Genomic DNA, 17,856 nt, shown 5'->3' with positions numbered 1-17,856 from the left:
TGAGAGGAGTCGAGTCATGCAGGACATCGTTCGGAATGCAATTGGTGCTGTCGTTTCTGGTAAAATATTGGATGAAGCGGAAGCGGAAGCATTTCTTAGCGCGTGGATGGATGGTCACGTGTCTCCCGTGCAGGCGTCCGCGCTCGTGAGCGTGATGGCCTATCGCGGAGAGCGGGCCTGCGAGATCGCGGGCTTTGCGAGAGCCATGCGCAGCCGCGCGGTTCGCTTCGAAGCCCCTGAGGGGTCGCTTGACACCTGCGGCACCGGTGGAGACGGCAAGGACACGTTCAACATCTCGACCGCCGTTGCCTTTGTCGCTGCGGCCGCGGGTATCCCTGTTGCGAAGCACGGCAACCGGGCGGCTTCCAGCAGGAGCGGCAGCGCCGACGTGCTGCAGGCGCTTGGCGCGGTCATTGATCTGCCTGTGTCCGCATCGCAGATCCTGCTTCGCGAAACGGGCGTCTGCTTTCTGTTTGCGCAAGTGTACCACCCCGCAATGAAGGCCGCAGCCCAAGTGCGGAAGGAACTTGGGTTCAGGACCATCTTCAATATCCTCGGCCCCTTGACGAACCCAGCGGGCGCCAGGCGCCAGGTCCTCGGTGTCTTTCACGAAAAGCTGGTCTCGGTCGTCGGAGACGCGCTCGCGGCGCTCGGTTCAGAGCATGCGCTGGTGGTGCATGGCGCCGGCGGACTGGATGAATTGTCGCTCGCCGGTCCGTCGCTCGTGGCGGAGGTCAAAGACGGCGCCGTTCGGGCGTATCGGCTTGTCCCGGAGGATGTGGGTCTCTGTGCGGCACCCGTCGAAGCGTTGCGAGGCGGAACACCGGAGGAGAACGCCGAAATCGTCCGCCGCGTCCTCGCCGGCGACGAGCGCGGGCCGAAGCGCGACGTGGTCCTCTACAACGCCGGGGCGGCCCTGTACGTGGGCGGCAAGGCAGCCTCGGTGCGAGAAGGCGTGGAAATGGCCGCCGAGATCGTGGATAGCGGAAGCGCCTATGCGGTTCTGGAGGCGTTTGTCGAGGGCTCCCGACAACTTGCGGGCGCAGAGGAGGCGGTGAGCCCGTGACGACCATCTTGGAACGGATTCTAGAAACCAAGCGCCGCGAGGTCGAAGTGCTGCGCCAGCGCATAGACCGCGAAGGTCCACTTCCAGAGCGGACTGTGCCCTTTCGCTCCCTGGCGCAGCGCCTGCGCCAGGATGAGCGGCTGGGCGTGATCGCCGAAATCAAGCGCAAGAGTCCGTCGAAAGGTGTGCTACAGGCGAACGTGGATCCTGCGGAGCGCGCGAGGGTGTATGAACAGGGCGGCGCTTCCGCCATCTCCGTGCTGACGGACGAGACGTATTTTCACGGAGCACTTGCGGACCTGCGAGTTGCCCGCTCGGCCGTGCAACTTCCCGTGTTGCGCAAGGACTTCGTGATTGACGAGGTACAGGTGGATGAGGCGGTATCGGCAGGTGCGGATATCCTGTTGCTGATTGCTGCAGCCATGCCTGCGGCTCGGCTGGGGGAGCTATCGAGGTACGCGCGATCCCGGGGACTTGAGGTTCTGCTCGAAGTCCATGGAGAGGATGAGGTAGAGGCGGCGGTCGCAGCCGAACCAACCTTGATTGGGATCAACAACCGCGACCTGCGGACGTTCGAGGTGGATTTAGGAACCTCGGAGCGCGTGCTGCAACGGTTGCCGGAAGGGACGCTCGCCATTGCCGAGAGCGGCATCATGACGCGAGAAGACGCTCAGCGGATGGCGGCGGCGGGCGCGCGAGGCATCCTGGTTGGCGAACTGCTGATGCGCCACGCGGATCTCGCGTCTGTGCGGACGCAGGTGGCGGATCTCCGCGTCCCGCTTGGGGCGGTGGCAAAGTGAAGCGCGTACCGCATCTGAAAATTTGTGGGCTTCGGCCTGGTGACGATCTGTCGTTTCTGCGCCACTCTGTCGTGTCGCACATCGGCGTCGTAATGGTCCCGGCATCGAGGCGCAACGTGTCCCCGGACGAGGCGGGCCAACTTGTCCGCGCCGCCAAGCGAATTCGGCCGGACGTGATCGCCGTGGCGGTGGTGTCGGGTGGATTGGGCGAAGACGTCGCTGAGGCTGCAAGGCGGGCGGGTGTCGACGTGGTACAGTTGCACGGCGGGGAGCCGCGGGACGTCGCTGTGCGGCTTCGCGAGGCCGGATTTCGAGTGTGGCGCGCGGTCGCGTTCGACCCCGGAGACGACGCGACGTCGTTTCTGGATGTTTTGAGGTCGCATGCATCTTCCGCGGACGCCATCCTCTTGGATGCCAAACCTCCCGCGAATGCGGAGCCAGGCGTTACGGGCGGGCACGGTCGAGCGTTCGACTGGGATGGCTTGGTCGAAGTGGCGCCGGCACTGAGCTTCGACTGGTGGGTCGCAGGTGGTATTACGCCGGAAAACGTTCGGGAATTGCTGAACCGGGTGCAACCTGTCGGCATCGATGTGTCGTCGGGCGTCGAAGTGGGCGGGCGAAAGGATGTCCGCCGGATTGAGCAGTTGATCCAGGCGATGGAGGCGTGGGGCCATGAGTCATTATCCGTTTCCTGACGAATCGGGGCGATATGGCGCGTTCGGCGGGCGATACGTCCCCGAGACGCTCATGTCGGCTCTCTTGCAGTTGGAGCAAGATTACCTGCGCCTCTCGCGCGACGAGTCGTTTCAAGAGGAACTCAAGTATTATTTGCAGCAATATGCGGGCAGGCCGACGCCGCTGTATTACGCGGAGCGCCTGACCAAGCACCTTGGTGGGCCGAAGGTCTACCTCAAGCGCGAAGACCTGAATCACACCGGTGCTCACAAAATCAACAACGCCATCGGCCAAGCTCTGCTCGCACTTCGGACGGGCAAGCGGCGCGTGATCGCAGAGACGGGCGCGGGTCAGCACGGGGTGGCGACGGCGACGGTGGCCGCGCGGTTTGGCTTGGAATGCACGGTGTTCATGGGCGAAGAGGACATGCGCCGGCAGGCGCTGAACGTGTTTCGGATGCGGATGCTTGGCGGCGAAGTGGTGGCGGCCACGTCGGGGACGAGGACGCTCAAGGACGCGACGAATGAGGCCATTCGCCACTGGGTGGCGCACGTCGACGACACCCATTACATCATCGGGTCCGTCGTAGGGCCCCATCCGTATCCCATGATCGTTCGCGATTTTCAGCGGATCATTGGCGACGAGGCGAAGGCTCAAATCCTTCAGCAGGAAGGCCGCCTGCCCACGAGCGTGGTGGCCTGCGTCGGCGGCGGCTCGAACGCCATGGGGATCTTTTACCCGTTCATTGAGGATGACGGCGTGGAACTCATTGGCTGCGAGGCCGCAGGACACGGGTTGGGCACGGCTTATCACGCCGCGAGCATCGCGCGCGGGCGACCGGGGGTCCTGCATGGAGCCAAGACCATGCTGCTGCAGGACGAGTACGGTCAGGTCCAACCCGCCCATTCCATCTCGGCGGGACTCGACTATCCGGGCATTGGTCCTGAACACGCTCATCTCGCGGCGACGGGTCGCGCCACGTACGTGCCCGTGACAGACGACGAGGCGCTCGAGGCGTTCTTTCTTCTGTCGAAGCTGGAAGGCATCATTCCGGCGCTCGAGAGCGCGCACGCCGTCGCGTACCTGATGCGGGAAGCGGGTCGATACGGCCCCAATGACGTCGTCGTCGTCTGCCTCTCTGGCCGCGGCGACAAGGACGTCGAACAGGTGGCTGCGCGAGAGGGGGATGAAGTCAATGGATCGCATCCGTGATGCGTTTCAAGCAAGTCACAAGCTTCTCGTTCCCTTCGTCGTGGCTGGCGATCCGGACTACGCGCGCTCACTCCATATCGCGACCGCCATTCTGGATGCAGGGGCGGACATGCTCGAAATCGGCTTTCCGTATTCCGACCCGCTGGCCGACGGCCCAGTCATTCAGGCGGCCGCGGTACGTAGTCTGAAGCAAGGCACGCGCCTCGTGGACTGCCTTCGCCTCGTGCGGGACGTCCGAGCGCGATCGCCAAAGCCGCTCGTCGCCTTCACGTACGTCAACCCGCTCATTCAATATGGGGCGGAGCGCTTTTTCAGTGAACTCGCGGCTGCCGGCGGCGACGGCGTGATTGTCCCAGACGTTCCGCTCGAGGAGGCGGGTGAGGTGGCCTCCGCAGCCGAGGCTCACGGAATTCAGTTCATCCCGCTCGTCGCACCTACCTCGGGCGAGGAACGGGTGCGCGCGATTGTCCAAGCGGCGCGAGGTTTTGTGTACTGCGTCTCGTCGCTCGGCGTCACGGGGGAGCGACAGCAGGTGTCGCGGCAGGTCCGCGAGCTCGTCGATCTCGTCCGCAAGCACACGGACCTGCCCGCGTGCGTGGGATTTGGCGTGAGCCAGCCTGAGCACGTGCGCGAAATCTCGGAATTCGCGGACGGCGTCATCGTGGGCAGTGCCTATGTGCGGCGCATCGGCGACGCGCTCCGCGAGGGGCGAGACCCCGTCGACGCGGTGCGCTCGTTCACCGAACAACTCAAACAAGCGGCGAGGGAATCCACTCACCCGCGTTGACGGGATTGTCCTCTTTCGCCGATTGTGATAGACTTTTCAAACCATTTGAATCGTACAAAAAATGCTTGGAGGAGAGAGAAACATGATCGTCGTGATGAAGGAGGGCGCGTCGCAGTCAGAGATCGAGCGCGTGATGGAGCTGCTCAAGAGCAAGGGGCTTGGGGCGCATCTGTCTGTCGGCGAGGAGACGACCGTGATCGGCGTGATCGGCGCGAAGGAGAAGGTGCATGAGCTTGGCATCGAGACGTTGCCGGGCGTGGAGAAGCTGGTGACGGTGAGTTATCCGTTCAAGCTCGCGAGTCGCCCCTTTCACCCGGACGACACGCGGATTGAGATTCGCGGTCACGTTGTCGGCGGTCCGGAGCCGACGCTTATCGCGGGGCCGTGTTCGGTAGAGACGCGGGAGGGGTTGCTCGAGATCGCGCGCGCTATCAAGCGAAGCGGGGCGCACATGCTGCGGGGCGGCGCGTTTAAGCCGAGATCGTCCCCGTACTCGTTCCAAGGGCTCGGCGAGGAGGGCCTGAAGTACCTGGCGGACGCGCGGGAGGAGACCGGGCTCGCCATCGTATCGGAGGTCATGGAGCCGGGCCTCGTGCCGCTCGTCGCCGAGTACGTCGATGTCCTTCAGATTGGCGCTCGCAACATGCAAAACTTCCCGCTGCTCAAGGCCGTTGGGCGCACGGGCAAACCAGTTCTGCTAAAGCGAGGCTTCTCCAACACGATTGAGGAGTGGCTCATGTCGGCCGAATACATCATGGCAGAGGGAAACCCGAATGTCATTCTCTGTGAGCGCGGGATCCGGACGTTTGAGACGTACACGCGCAACACGCTGGACCTGAACGCCGTGCCCGTGGTGAAGCACTTGTCTCACCTGCCCGTTCTCGTCGATCCGTCGCATGGCGTGGGTCACGCTCGCTACGTGACGGACATGGCGCGGGCGGGGATCGCGGCTGGCGCACACGGCGCGATCGTCGAGGTGCACAAGGATCCGACGCAGGCGTGGTCGGACGGCAACCAGACGATTACCCTCGAAGAATTCGATCAACTGGCGCATCAGGTGCGGGCGATTCACCAATTGATGAAGACGTTCCAGCCCGCCGCCAGCTTGGTGTGAGGGCCATGGCGCTGAAACGTGTTCTCATTGTGGGGGCGGGACTCATCGGCGGGTCGATGGGCCTCGCCCTTTCCCGTCGCATGCCGCACCTTGAAGTCGATGCCGTAGAGCAAAACGCTGTCTATCGCGAGCAGGCGGGACGGCTTGGCGCGTTTGCACGTGTGTGGCACGCCCTGGAGAGCGCGCCGTCTGACTACGATCTCGCCGTGCTGGCCGTGCCGGTCGACGCTGCCGTTCAGATGTTACCTCGCGTGCGTGGCAAAGCAACGCGGGTGATGGACGTCTGCAGCGTGAAGCGCCCGATTGTGCAGGCGATGGATCGCGTCCTCACCGGATCGCGCGGCGTACCGTCGCACCCGATGGCGGGGAAGGCACAGGCGGGGCCGCTCGCTGCGGAAGAATCGCTGTTTGAGAAGAGGCCGTGGCTATTCCTGGAGACGCACCGCCCGCCGGAAGAAGTCCTGCACCTCGTCGAGCGCGTCGGCGCTCGCACCGTATGGGTCCCCGATGCCGAGGCGCACGATCGGCGCATGGCAGAGGTCAGCCACGGCATTCACCTTGCGAGCCAGTGCGCCATCCTCGCGGCCGAGAGCGCGCCGGATGCCCTTGCGGAGATGGCGGGCCCCGCCTTTTGGGATGTGACCCGATTGGCCTCATCGCCGTCGGAGTTCTGGATTCAGACACTCGCGGCCAATCGCGATCACGTCATCTCTTGGCTGAGACGATTCGAAGCGGCGGCCCAGGCGTTTCGCGCGACCCTCGAGCGAGAAGACGAGGCGGAATTGAACATGTTGCTTGACGAAGCGAGGCGGAGGCGCAAGCGGGCTGAAGCCGCGAGAAACACGGAGTAATCTGAAAAATCGGAGCAGATGTGGTATTGACAGCGTTTACAGAGCGGTGTATGATTCAAGTCGAAGGGTGTTATGTTCTGATTTCTCTCCACTCCTAGCAGAATCTCCTGTGTTGGGAATTCGCTTCGCGCGAGTTCCCTCTTTTTTGCCTTCATCCTGGGGAGGCCAATGGAGGAGGGCTGCTGAAACGACGTGCCAAAATGATCTTTGCAAGGATAATATTTCATCTCTTCGGGCATGCTAGGCGAAAACGGTGCGGAGGGAAGCCGCATGCGCCTGAATGAATGCCTGAACCACGCGTCCGTCCCCACACTCCAGCGAATCGCCAAATCGCTCCACGTGGCCTGTGTGCCGTATTCCAAGCTCGATATCCTGCAGTCGATTCTGGAGGCGTGGCTCGATCCCGACGCGCGCAAAACCATGGTACATCGGTGGTGTGCGGACTGGGACGCCGCCATGCGGCGCATCGTGCTGCTGCCGCGCCACGCGTTTGCGCGTGAGGAAATGGCCTCGCTTTTGGCGCCATACGGCGATGGGGCCGTTGACCGGGCGCTCGAAGCCGGTTGGCTGTACGTCCATCCGGACCCCGCGACGAAATTCCCGCTGATTGTGCCAGAAGACGTCTGCCAGGCGTGTCACGCCCACTACGTGGCGAACTGGCGGTCGAAGGTCGCGATGCGCTCGGACGACCCGCCCTGCGTGCTCGACGAAGAGGATGCCATTCTCGCGGACCTCGAGACGCTTGTCGCCTACGTGCGCGATCACGACGTCCGCCTCACGACCACAGGCGCGCTCTACAAACGCAATCTCGAACAAGTGATGCAACTGTTCAAGATAGAGGAGTCGCTCGAGCTCCCAAGGTGGAGGTTCGGATACGGCAAGCGGACGTTCGCCTATCCAGACCGCCTGGCGCTCGTGTACGACTTCGCGTGCGACGAAGGGCTGCTCATCGAGCACGATGGCCGCGTGGAGGTGGACGACGCGCGCTGGCACGCGTGGAAGTCTCGCCTGACCGTCGTGAAACTTCGGCGGCTGTTGCGCCATTACGTCATAAGTTATCGTGGACCGATTCCGCGGCTGCCCGACGTGTTGCGCCTCATCCTTCGCCTTGGCGACGATTGGCTTCACCTCGATTCACTCTACGACCTGTGTCTCCCTTTCCTGAACCCTTTTTATTACGATTCGATGTCAGATGTTTGGCGGACGAGAATTGTCAAAATGCTTGTCCACCTGGGTATCGCCAGACTTGGTTCGGATGCGCCAGAATGTCCTCCTGAATGGTTTCAAACGACCGAACTCGGTCAAGAATTATTATCACGAGGCGACGAGGAGTCGACCGCCGACCTCATCGAACGCCGGCCGGCGCTCGTGGTCCAGCCCAATTTTGAACTGGTCGTCGTGTCGCCAGATCCGCGCCTGGAGGAAACCCTCGCGCCGTTCGTGGAGAGAATTCCGTCGGACGGAGTTCGCGCCTATCGGGTCTTGGCTCATACCGTCGCTCAAGGCGTCCGCGCTGGGCACGACTTCGATGCGTGGCGGGCGTGCGTCGCGCGGCATGCACTGTACGGAATTCCGCAGAACGTGGACCGGATGCTGGTGCGCTGGGCGGAGGCCGCGCGCCTCGAGCTGGAGGCTCACGACGTTGAGCCGGGCGAGTCCTGGGCGTAGGGTGGCAAGGGAAAAACACACCGGGTGCAGGAAAAGCGGGCTCGCTCACAGAATACAATGAACACACAATTCGAAACTTGCGGATGCTCGCTGGACGCTTCCGAGACCTCGGGAAGCAGGGAGGAGAATGGCTATGGGAACCACCGTGAGCGTCGCTGAGAAGAAGCATTTCCTGCGCTGGTTTCTAGCCAACTACCGATTGCAGAGCCGTGAAGCCGAGATGTTGCTGCGCTACATGATGTCGCGCGAAAACATCCTCGAGCGCGTTCACTTCGTAGACAATTTTCGCCAGTTCTCGCGCGTCATCGTGGTGTCGACGACCTGCGTGCACGTCGCGCCGTTTCGCTATTACCGTCGGAACAAGCCGGTGACCACGGATGTCGAGCAGGCATTCATGGACTTGTATCAGCACCCGGACGAAGACATCTACGTGGGGCTGTTCTTCAAAGATCGAAGCACGTGCCCCGAGTTTGCCTCGGTCCTTGAGGAGCCTGCACGTCCGGACCTTGACCCGGCCATCCGCGAGATGCTGTCCGTCCAGGCAGATCTCGTCATCGAGCAAGCGCTTCGGGCGTATCGGCGGGACCAGCTGATGCGGGCGGTGGATGCCGCCTTGGATGCGGGCGACAAACGCGCTTTTCTCGCGGCGAGCGAGCGACTCATCCAGTTTGATCGCGGCGAATCTCTCGAAGATTCTCCCGCCTGACCGAATGCGTCGGTGTTGGCTGTGCGGCCTCGAGCCTCACAGCCATTTTTTGCGCCGCCTGCTTGGCGAATTTGCCTCGCCGTCGAACGTGAAGCCTTCGCCCAGGACTTCGTGCACCGGGTTCACCGTAACAAAGGCATACGGATCGATGGCCTCAATGATGCGTTGCACGCGGGAGACTTCGTCGCGCGAGACCACGCAGTAGATGACCTCGCGGCTTGTCCCTGTGTAACCGCCGCGGGCTTGAAGCAAGGTGGTGCCGCGATCGAGCTCGCGATGGATGGCTTCGATGATGGTGTGATGGTGGTCCGAGACGATCATCATCGCGCGGCCGCTCGAGGCTCCCTCAATGACGAAGTCGATGACGCGACTCGCCACAAACAGTGCCACGAGTGAGTACATCGCGACTTCCTTGCCGATGAGCACGATGACGGACAGAATCACGATAAAATCGATGGCAAACAGGGTTCGCCCCATGCCGATGCCCCGGTGATGCCTGAGCAGGCGCGCAATGATATCGGATCCGCCCGTGGTGCCGCCTGCGCGAAAGATGAGCCCGAGTCCGATGCCCGTGATCACGCCCGCGTATAACGCGGCCAGCAGGGGATCGTGAAGCGGAATTCGAACGGGTTGCGTGATTTCGCTGAAGACGGAAACACCGGCGACGCCGGCGGCTGTCTTCAGCACGAATTCGTGGCCGAATTGCCTCCATGCCACGATGAGGAGTGGGATGTTTAAAATGAAAAACGAGATGCCAATTGGCACGTGCAACTTGTACAACAAGAGAAGGGAAATGCCTACAAAGCCGCCCTCCGCGAGGTGGTTCGCCACCAGGAATCCGTTCAGCCCCAGAGCGTAGATGAGGGCGCCCACGGCGATGGCGCCCCATTGGATTGCTCGTTCGAATATTTTCATGATGTGTGACTCCCTTGCCACGTGGCTGGTACTATGAGCCATTATACGGGCGGGATCACGGTAACTTCAATGGGCGCCGCGCCAAGGTCAGAAGGGTGAGGAGCCATAGCGCGATCCAGCCGAACGCCGTGTAGCCGTACTGGACAATGGCCCGAAATCCAAATGCCGTGAATGCCGCACAGGTGGCGAGCACCATCCCTGCTGCGGCGAGCCGCTTTTTTTGCGTGGCGAGCCGCTCACCGAGAAGTCCATACAGATTGCCGACCAGTGTGGAGTAGATTTCCCCAAACAGCACGGCGATAAACAGCACGGCCACGACTCGTGGATAGGTGGCTGCAATGCGCCCCATGGGTACCGCGTATCGATATGCGTCTGGGGCGTGTGCGGCGAGCGTGATGGTGACCGCTGCCAGCAGGCAGCCGAGCCCCACGGCGCCGAGTGCGGATCCTTGCCGGAGCGCGCGGCGTTCTCCAATTCGTCCGCCAAGTGGAACCAGCACGCCGATGGACAAGCCCACGTTCATAGCTGCGTAGAGGAGCGCTGAGAGAATGGCTGACGCGATGGATCCGTTCGCTGTGTGCAAATGGAGGATAGCGGACCGGTGCGAAGGATCCGACACGCTGGCGAGTGCCAATCCGACCGCGAAGATGCAGAGCGCCGGTACGATGACAGCGTTGGCGCCGAAGAGCCCGCGAATGCCAAACGCCGTCGTCATGGCCGCGAACGCCATCGCGCACAGCACGCCGAGTCCGTACGGCAGACCGAGTTGTTCACGAAACAGCGCGCCGGTTCCCGCCAGCATCGCCGTCGTAGTTCCCAACAACATGGCGATGACGAGCGCGTCGATTCCACGGGCGAGCCAACGCGGCAGGGCGCGAGCCGTGACATCCTGAAATGACCTTGCGCGACACTCGGCGCCGAGCTCCAACAGGCGATAGCCCCACCAGGCAAACAAACCTGTGGCCACACAGATGCCCAGGAATCCCCATGCGCCGAAACGCCCAAAAAACTGATACACCTCTTGCCCAGACGCGAATCCTGCGCCCACGACGGTCCCGATGTAAACCGCGGCAATCTGAAATGCCAGCCTCACAGCCCTCACCCTCGACCCTCCTTGCGACGTCATCGTGCGTCGATACATCCTATGGAAACCGTGCGTAAGACATGCCGAAGCTCGGACATGTTCTGACCGGCCCGTCCATACACATGTACGGAACGACGACTCACGGCGTCTGCGGGAGGGAGGTCGTCATACGAGGGGGTAGCACGATGACGTACGGCGATGCCGTGCTATTCGGGGCCGTGCAGGGTTTGACCGAGTTCTTGCCCGTCTCCAGCTCGGGCCACATTGTGCTCTTGGAGAAACTGCTTCACGTCAATGTCGAAGGCAATACGGCGTTCGTGCTCATGCTTCACGTGGGCACTCTGCTCGCGGTCCTGTATGCGATGCGCAGGGAGGTCCGCTGGCTCATCCAGCATCCGAAGGCCCGGGAGACATGGATGATCGTCGTGGCGCTATTGCCGACCGCCGTGATCGGCGCGCTGTTCGAAGAATGGTTTGATGATCTGTTTGAATCAGGCGCGACCATCGGCCTCGAATTTTTGCTGACGGGCGTCATCCTGTGGTGGATGGACGCCGTCGAGGCAGGCAAAAAGAACGAGAAGACGATGACTGTGGCCGACAGCCTGTGGATCGGCGCGCTCCAAGGCGCCGCTATTCTTCCGGCGCTATCCCGTTCCGGGTTGACCATCGCCGGCGGACTGTGGCGAGGCCTGAATCGGGAGGCGGCGACGCGTTTTTCCTTTCTCTTGTCCATCCCGGCGATTCTCGGCGGCGTGCTCGTCAAGCTTGACGATCTCGTCGAAGCGCATCACTCGGCAGCGCTGTCGTCGGGTCCGATGATGGCGGGCATGTTGGCGGCGCTCGTCACGGGGTATCTGTCTGTGCGGTGGACCAAGTCCTTGGTCTCACGCGCCAGAATGCGCTGGTTCGCGGTGTATACCTTCGCGCTCTCGGCGTGGATCTTATTCGATCAACTGGTTCAGCACCGGTTCTTTCCCCCTCTCGCGTGACGCGACGGTGTGCGTCGTAAAAAATGGCCAGGCAGCCCCTTTCCGGGACACCTGGCCGCTCTTATTTCTGTCAACCGTGTGAGCGGACGAAGAACGCAATCACGCGGATCCGCCGGATGAGCAGTGCGCCGAAGGACAGGGCGACGAGTGCCGCGAAAATGGCCGCCCACCACACCACGCTGTTTGACATCGCGTGTGCAAAGGTCGGCCAAAACCCGTTCTGTTCGAAGGCGGAAGACATCACGGGAAGATGGTGCGCCAAACTCGCCATGGCGCCTTGGGAGCTGCGACCGACACCCATGCCGTAGAGGAGGACGGTGAGCAGCGCTGCGAGCGCGGCGTGCAGGAAGCGCGCGAGAAAATACGGGCGCATCCGGATGTCGGTTTGGGTCAGCACACTTGCGACCTGCGCGTGAACGCTGAGGCCGCTCCAGGCAATGATTCCGCTCACCAGCGCGAGTTTCTGAATGAGCGGCGCGGGAACCGCCGCCGTCTGGGCACTGCCGATATCCAGTTCGAGCACACCTGCCAGCGTCGGCTGTACGAGCCCCGTGTGGATGCCGAACAGTCGGTAGATTTCCATCAGAGGCCATCCAATAACCGCCATAATGCCGTTCACTTCAAGAATCTCGATCACGACCGCGAAAAACACAATGAACCCGGAGATCATGAGGATGGTCTGAACCGACTCGCTCACTGCGTTGCCAAGCAGCTTGCCAAATGCACGCCCATCCTCTTCACGCGCCACCAGCATCTCGCGGTAAGCGCGCGCAAACAGGTTTCCCTTCGGCCGCACCTCTTCGCGATCTTTCACTTCCCTGAGGTGGTCGGGATCGCGCCGTCCCCACAGCTTGAACGTCACGCCCACCAAAAACGAGGAAATGTAGTGTGCGACGGCGAACAACGCGCCGAGCGCCGGCGATTTGAACATGCCCACGGCCACGGCGCCAAACATGAACAGCGGATCTGCGGTGTTGGTGAAGGCCAACAGCCGCTCTCCTTCAATCCGGGTGCATTGCTTCGTCTGGCGGAATCGCGCCGTGATGACGGCATCCATGGGGTACCCGGCCGCGAGCCCCATGGACAGGGCGAACGCGCCGACGCCCGGGACGCTGAAGAGCGGTTGCATGAGCGGCTCGAGGAGAACGCCGAAGCCGCGAACCACGCCGAGGCCGAGCAGCAGCTCGGAGACAATGAAGAACGGCAGAAGCGACGGAATGATGATCTCCCAGCACACTTTGAGGCCCTGCATGCCGGCTTCGTACCCTACTTTCGGATAGATCACGAGCGCCAGCGTAAACACCACAGCCATGGCGGCCAGGAGGACGGTGCTCCGGTGCCCGCGTCTCTCTTCGCGCAAGTGCCCTTCCCTCCCTTGTCGGACCCTGGTACGGGCCCGAAATCGTCCATACATGCTTATGACAAGCCTCGTCTTTTATGTTTGTGAGAGCCGGTCCGGTATAATGGGGACGCGAGGAGGAGAACGACGTGCAACTGTCCGAACTGCAGCAGGAAGTCGATCGGTACATATCCCAGTTTCAAGAGGGCTATTTTCACCCGATGACACTCGTCGTGCGGCTTGCCGAGGAGCTTGGTGAACTGGCGCGGGAGATCAATCATCATTACGGGGAAAAGCCGAAGAAGGCCGACGAGCCGGAGGGGGACATCGCGCTCGAAATGGGCGATATTCTGTTCGTACTCGCGTGCATGGCGAATCGGCTGGGCATTGATCTAGACGACGCGTTTTCGGCGACCATGCACAAGTTCCGCACGCGAGATCGCGACCGCTGGACGCGCCGAGATCGCCAGGATGAACACGGTGAGGGGAGGCGCAAGGATGAGTGACGCAGGCGTGATTCGGGTTGCTTTGGCGGGGGCGCTGGGACGCATGGGACAGGAGGCGCTCAAGGCGCTGCGACAGGAGGACGACATCGCCATCTGCGGGCTTTTGGTGCGCCGAGCTGATGAAGAGACCGAGCAAAAGCTTTCCGCCTACGGCGCGGTGTATGACGATCCAGAACGGCTTCTCGACACGGAACAGCCGGACGTGTGGGTTGATCTGACGGGGCCGGGCGCGGTGGTCCGTGACGTCGATCTCGCCCTGGTTCGCGGCGTGCGGACCGTGGTCGGTGCCACCGGCTACACGGAGGAGGACGTGCGCCGGTGGGAAGAGATGGCGCGGGCGCGGCAGGTCGGCGCGGCCGTATGCCCGAACTTCGCCATCGGAGCACTTCTCATGATGCGATTCGCGCGAGAGGCGGCTCGTTTCATGCCGCGTGGGGAGATTATTGAGCTGCATCACGACGGCAAGCGGGATAAACCGTCCGGCACAGCGCAGCGCACGAAGTCCATGATGGAAGTGGATTACGACGTGCCGATACATAGCGTGCGCTTGCCGGGACTTGTGGCACACCAGGAAGTCATCTTCGGCGGCACTGGCGAGGTGCTGACCATCCGGCACGATTCGCTCAGCCGCGAGAGCTTCATGCCCGGTCTCATCCTGGCTGTGAGGCGCGTCATGACCTTGCGCGAGCTGGTGTATGGACTGGACAAACTCCTCTGGTGAAAAAAACGGGTGGCCGAAAGGAGGTGCGCCGGTGCGCGTCGGAATCAGTTGTTACCCGACGGTGGGCGGATCTGGCGCGGTGGCAACCGAGCTCGGCAAGGCGCTCGCCCGGCGTGGACACGAGGTCCACTTCATCGTGACGGACGTGCCGTTTCGGCTCGGCGCCTTCGTGGAACACGTGTACATTCATCAAATCGAGCCTGTCACGTATCCGGTCTTGAAGACGCCGCCGTATGACTTTGCGCTCGCCAGCCTCATGGCGAGAGTCGCCGACGAATATCAACTCGACGTTCTGCACGCGCATTACGCCTTGCCGTTCGCGGTGTGCGCGTACTTGGCGCGCGAGATGGCGCACCATCCGGTTCGCGTGGTCACCACGCTGCATGGCACGGACATCACGGTGCTGGCTCAGGATCAGAGCCTCAAATCCATCATCAAGCTCGGCATCGAGCGAAGCGATGCAGTGACGGCCGTCAGCCAGAGTCTGGTCCTGGACACGGCTCGCCTGTTCGAGACTGACAAGCCCATTCGCTGCATTTACAACTTCGTCGATCCCGGCGAGTTTCGGCCGGAGTGCGGGCGCGAATTGAAGCGCCACTTTGCGCCGAATGGTGAACGCGTCCTGCTTCACATCTCGAATTTCCGGCCGGTCAAACGGTTGCACGACGTGATCGCCGTGTTCGAGCGCGTGGTGAGGAGGATTCCCGCCAAGCTGCTGCTGGTGGGAGAAGGGCCGGATCTCGGGGCGGCCAAACGCCAGATGGAAGAGGCCGGGCTCGGGAATGTCGTCCATTTCCTGGGGCGTCAGGACGAGGTGGCGCCGCTGTTTGCCGCTGCCGATTTATTCCTCCTGCCGTCGGCAAGCGAGAGCTTTGGCCTGGTTGCGCTCGAGGCGATGTCGTGCGGCGTGCCCGTGGTCGGATCGACCGCCGGCGGCATTCCGGAGGTGGTGGTCCACGGCGAGACCGGCTTTCTGGCGCCCGTCGGTTGCGTCGACGACATGGCCGATCTCGCCTGTCAACTGCTGCAGAACGACGCCATGTATCGGGCGTTCTCGTCGCGAGCCCGGGAACGTGCGGTCAACGCGTTCCACGTGGACCAGAAGGTCGGCGAATACGAGGCTCTGTACCGTGAGGTGATGGCGGCTGAATCCGGCAATCATGCGCATCCCCGCCCCGGCGCGTGAAGTGATGCAGGTTCTGCATGGCGCTGGCTATTCCGCCTATTTGGTCGGCGGCGCGGTGCGAGACCTTTTGCTCGGAAGAAAGCCCGCGGATCTCGACGTCGCGACGAGCGCGCGGCCGGAGCAGGTCAAGTCGCTGTTTGCGCGCACCATCGACACGGGAATTCGCCACGGAACCGTCTCGGTGCAGTCTGCGGGGGTCTGGCTTGAAGTCACCACGTTTCGGTCCGAAGGGCCGTACGGCGACGGGCGCCGTCCCGATTTCGTGCGCTTCGTGGATGACGTGGAAGCGGATCTCGCCCGGCGAGACTTTACCATGAACGCCATGGCAATTGACTTGGAAGGCCGGCTCGTGGACCCGTTTGACGGCCGCGGCGACCTTTTGCGCGGAGTTCTGCGCGCGGTGGGCGATCCCGTCGCACGCTTCCGCGAGGATGGGCTGCGCCTCGTCCGCGCGGTTCGGTTTGCCGCGCAGTTTCATCTGACGTTCGATCCCGCCACGGAGGCGGCGCTTGTCGAGGCGGCCGGCGCCATCCGTCCGGTTGCCCTAGAGCGAATCGGACGAGAACTGGAGCGCCTTTCGCAGGCGCCATGGCACGCCCATGTCGACGTGCTCGCTTCGACGCCGCTCTGGCGGCAGAAGGGGGAACCTCTCTCCTGGTTGGAATCGGGGTTTGCCTGGCTCGCGAGCCAGGGCCACTTTGCGCTCGCTCCTCCACCGGGTTTCGCGAGTCTCGCACTTTGGTTTGTCGGCGTGGACGACGGGCCTCTCCGTGCGCGCCGATTCGCGGAGGAACTTGCGTACGGAAAGGACGCGGCTCGGTACATCGAGCGGGCTGTGGCACTGATCCAGGCCTGGGCGCGCGGTGAAAATGCCACGTCCGCCGAGAGCCTGTACGAAGCCGGGCGCGCGCCTGCCGAAATGGCCGCTCGCATGGTCTCGTTTCTGGCGCGCGGGGACCTGTTTGAGATGGCGCGTTGGAAGCGCGCTATCCGCTTGCAGCAGGTCTGGGACAGGTCCGATCTCGCCTTGCCGGCGGCTGAGTTGATAGCCCTGGGTTTGCAAGGCAAGGAAATCGGCCAATGTCAGATGAGCCTGGTGCGCCGCGTTCTGCGTGGCGAGATCGAGAATCAATTCGAAGCTCTGCGCCGCGAAGCGGCGGCGTGGGTGAAGAGGGGCGATAACCGTGGCCGTGGATGACACCGGCGTGAGGGACCAGCTTGTGGAGGCGTTTCTGGCGGCCGACGGCCCGATTTCCGGCGAGGAACTGAGCCATCGCCTGGGCCTCTCCCGAACGGCCGTGTGGAAACAGGTGAAGGCACTCGAACAGGTGGGATTCGAGTTTGAGGCGTCACCCCGTGTCGGTTACCGAGCCATCCGAATTCCGGACGAGCTGATGGCGCCATTGGTTCGGCCTCATTTGCCACCCGAATGTCTGCTCGGATCGCCCATTTTGTGGGCAGCTTCGAGGGCTTCGACCAATGACACAGCTCTCGAACTGGCGGCGAAGGGACTTCCGCACGGCGGCGTGGTGACGGCCGGCGAGCAGACGGGTGGCAGAGGTCGGCGCGATCGCGCCTGGGCGTCTCCGCGCGGCGGCATGTGGTTTACAGTGTTCGTGCGCAATCCGTGCGCCCTTCGGCACGCGCCCGATCTCACGTTGCTGGCGGCTCTTGGCGTGTGCCGCGCCCTTCGTGTGGAAGGGGTTCCCGCCCAGATCAAATGGCCCAACGACCTGCTCCTCAATGGCAAAAAGATAGGCGGTATCCTGGCACAGATCCGGGCGGAGGGGGAATTGGTCGATCACGCGGTGATTGGTATCGGCCTGAACGCGAACTTCTCCATCGAAGCGCTGCCGGCGGACATCCGCCATCGTGCCACAACCATTCTGCATGAGATGGGGACGCCCATTCATCGGGCGAAGGTGCTCGCGCGGATTCTGACACAGCTTGATGCACTGTACCGCGATCTCCAAGATGGGCGCGGGTTTCAGGCAGTCCACGCCGAATGGACGGCCCTGTGTTCGACCGTCGGACAGGAAGTGGAAGTCGCGATGGGCGAGGAGCGCCTACGCGGCATCGCGCGGTCCATCGAACCCGACGGAAGCCTGGTGCTTGAGACGAGCCCCGGCGTGACGCGAACGGTCGTCAGCGGTGAGGTCCTCTTCTCCGCGCGCGAGCAAGTGTAGCGCAATCGTCAGGATTCCCCGTTCAACGCGCGTATTTTCCGGGCATGTCCC

18 protein-coding genes are annotated in these 17,856 nt (G+C 62.7%); 15 read left to right on the top strand and 3 right to left on the bottom strand.

Annotation, left to right across the window (positions count from 1 at the left end; genetic code table 11):
- The first annotated feature begins 16 nt into the window (after positions 1-16).
- The 9 genes from trpD to AMA01_RS10395 all read left to right on the top strand — a co-directional run bounded on the left by trpD (position 17) and on the right by AMA01_RS10395 (position 8,879).
- A complete protein-coding gene (gene trpD / locus AMA01_RS10435; protein ID WP_067850709.1) occupies positions 17-1,066 on the top strand; it encodes an anthranilate phosphoribosyltransferase in 1,050 nt (349 codons plus the stop codon).
- On the top strand, positions 1,063-1,866 hold the full coding sequence (trpC, locus tag AMA01_RS10430) for an indole-3-glycerol phosphate synthase TrpC (protein ID WP_067850707.1): 804 nt from the start codon (positions 1,063-1,065) through the stop codon (positions 1,864-1,866). Before trpD ends, trpC begins: the two co-directional genes overlap by 4 nt.
- The gene (locus AMA01_RS10425; RefSeq protein ID WP_067850705.1) at positions 1,863-2,561 is read left to right on the top strand and encodes a phosphoribosylanthranilate isomerase; all 699 of its coding nucleotides are present in this window, start codon (positions 1,863-1,865) and stop codon (positions 2,559-2,561) included. The genes trpC and AMA01_RS10425 overlap by 4 nt, the downstream gene beginning before the upstream one ends.
- Entirely contained in the window at positions 2,539-3,753 is a 1,215-nt protein-coding gene (gene trpB, locus AMA01_RS10420; protein WP_067850703.1) for a tryptophan synthase subunit beta, read from the top strand. Before AMA01_RS10425 ends, trpB begins: the two co-directional genes overlap by 23 nt.
- Positions 3,737-4,540 (top strand): tryptophan synthase subunit alpha, encoded by an 804-nt coding sequence (gene trpA / locus AMA01_RS10415; RefSeq protein ID WP_067850701.1) that lies wholly within the window; start codon positions 3,737-3,739, stop codon positions 4,538-4,540. The genes trpB and trpA overlap by 17 nt, the downstream gene beginning before the upstream one ends.
- Before the next feature lie 82 nt (positions 4,541-4,622).
- Positions 4,623-5,654: a 3-deoxy-7-phosphoheptulonate synthase gene (gene aroF, locus AMA01_RS10410; RefSeq protein ID WP_067850699.1), complete on the top strand. Its 1,032-nt coding sequence runs from the start codon at positions 4,623-4,625 to the stop codon at positions 5,652-5,654.
- A gap of 5 nt (positions 5,655-5,659) precedes the next feature.
- Entirely contained in the window at positions 5,660-6,505 is an 846-nt protein-coding gene (locus tag AMA01_RS10405; protein ID WP_067850698.1) for a prephenate dehydrogenase, read from the top strand.
- Positions 6,506-6,775: 270 nt separating this feature from the next.
- Entirely contained in the window at positions 6,776-8,173 is a 1,398-nt protein-coding gene (locus AMA01_RS10400) for a hypothetical protein (protein WP_067850696.1), read from the top strand.
- 133 nt (positions 8,174-8,306) lie between these two features.
- A complete protein-coding gene (locus AMA01_RS10395; protein ID WP_067850694.1) occupies positions 8,307-8,879 on the top strand; it encodes a YpiB family protein in 573 nt (190 codons plus the stop codon).
- 36 nt (positions 8,880-8,915) lie between these two features.
- Here AMA01_RS10395 and AMA01_RS10390 read toward each other — a convergent pair whose 3' ends face one another.
- Positions 8,916-9,794: a YitT family protein gene (locus tag AMA01_RS10390; protein ID WP_067850692.1), complete on the bottom strand. Its 879-nt coding sequence runs from the start codon at positions 9,792-9,794 to the stop codon at positions 8,916-8,918.
- 55 nt (positions 9,795-9,849) lie between these two features.
- Positions 9,850-10,896, bottom strand: coding sequence for a YkvI family membrane protein (locus AMA01_RS10385; protein WP_067850690.1), 1,047 nt, complete (start codon positions 10,894-10,896; stop codon positions 9,850-9,852).
- 167 nt (positions 10,897-11,063) lie between these two features.
- Between AMA01_RS10385 and AMA01_RS10380 the strand changes: the two genes are divergently transcribed.
- A complete protein-coding gene (locus tag AMA01_RS10380) occupies positions 11,064-11,867 on the top strand; it encodes an undecaprenyl-diphosphate phosphatase (RefSeq protein ID WP_067850688.1) in 804 nt (267 codons plus the stop codon).
- A gap of 70 nt (positions 11,868-11,937) precedes the next feature.
- Here the strand turns inward: AMA01_RS10380 and ylbJ are convergent, their stop codons facing one another.
- The gene (gene ylbJ, locus AMA01_RS10375) at positions 11,938-13,227 is read right to left on the bottom strand and encodes a sporulation integral membrane protein YlbJ (RefSeq protein ID WP_067850686.1); all 1,290 of its coding nucleotides are present in this window, start codon (positions 13,225-13,227) and stop codon (positions 11,938-11,940) included.
- Between the two features lie 128 nt (positions 13,228-13,355).
- Here ylbJ and AMA01_RS10370 point away from each other — a divergent pair, with 128 nt between their 5' ends.
- The 5 genes from AMA01_RS10370 to AMA01_RS10350 are packed head-to-tail and all read left to right on the top strand — an operon-like array spanning position 13,356 to position 17,805.
- Positions 13,356-13,712 (top strand): nucleotide pyrophosphohydrolase, encoded by a 357-nt coding sequence (locus tag AMA01_RS10370; RefSeq protein ID WP_067850684.1) that lies wholly within the window; start codon positions 13,356-13,358, stop codon positions 13,710-13,712.
- A complete protein-coding gene (dapB, locus tag AMA01_RS10365; RefSeq protein ID WP_067850682.1) occupies positions 13,705-14,433 on the top strand; it encodes a 4-hydroxy-tetrahydrodipicolinate reductase in 729 nt (242 codons plus the stop codon). The genes AMA01_RS10370 and dapB overlap by 8 nt, the downstream gene beginning before the upstream one ends.
- Before the next feature lie 31 nt (positions 14,434-14,464).
- Positions 14,465-15,619, top strand: coding sequence for an N-acetyl-alpha-D-glucosaminyl L-malate synthase BshA (gene bshA, locus AMA01_RS10360; RefSeq protein ID WP_067850680.1), 1,155 nt, complete (start codon positions 14,465-14,467; stop codon positions 15,617-15,619).
- Between the two features lie 4 nt (positions 15,620-15,623).
- Entirely contained in the window at positions 15,624-16,817 is a 1,194-nt protein-coding gene (locus AMA01_RS10355; RefSeq protein ID WP_231862918.1) for a CCA tRNA nucleotidyltransferase, read from the top strand.
- Complete coding sequence (locus tag AMA01_RS10350) at positions 16,804-17,805, top strand: biotin--[acetyl-CoA-carboxylase] ligase (protein WP_067850676.1); 1,002 nt, start codon at positions 16,804-16,806, stop codon at positions 17,803-17,805. Before AMA01_RS10355 ends, AMA01_RS10350 begins: the two co-directional genes overlap by 14 nt.
- The last annotated feature ends 51 nt before the right edge of the window (positions 17,806-17,856 follow it).

Origin of the sequence: Alicyclobacillus mali NBRC 102425 (genome assembly GCF_001570745.1) — a bacterium.
GTDB lineage: Bacteria > Bacillota > Bacilli > Alicyclobacillales > Alicyclobacillaceae > Alicyclobacillus > Alicyclobacillus mali.
This window is presented reverse-complemented; position numbering and strand designations above follow the sequence as displayed.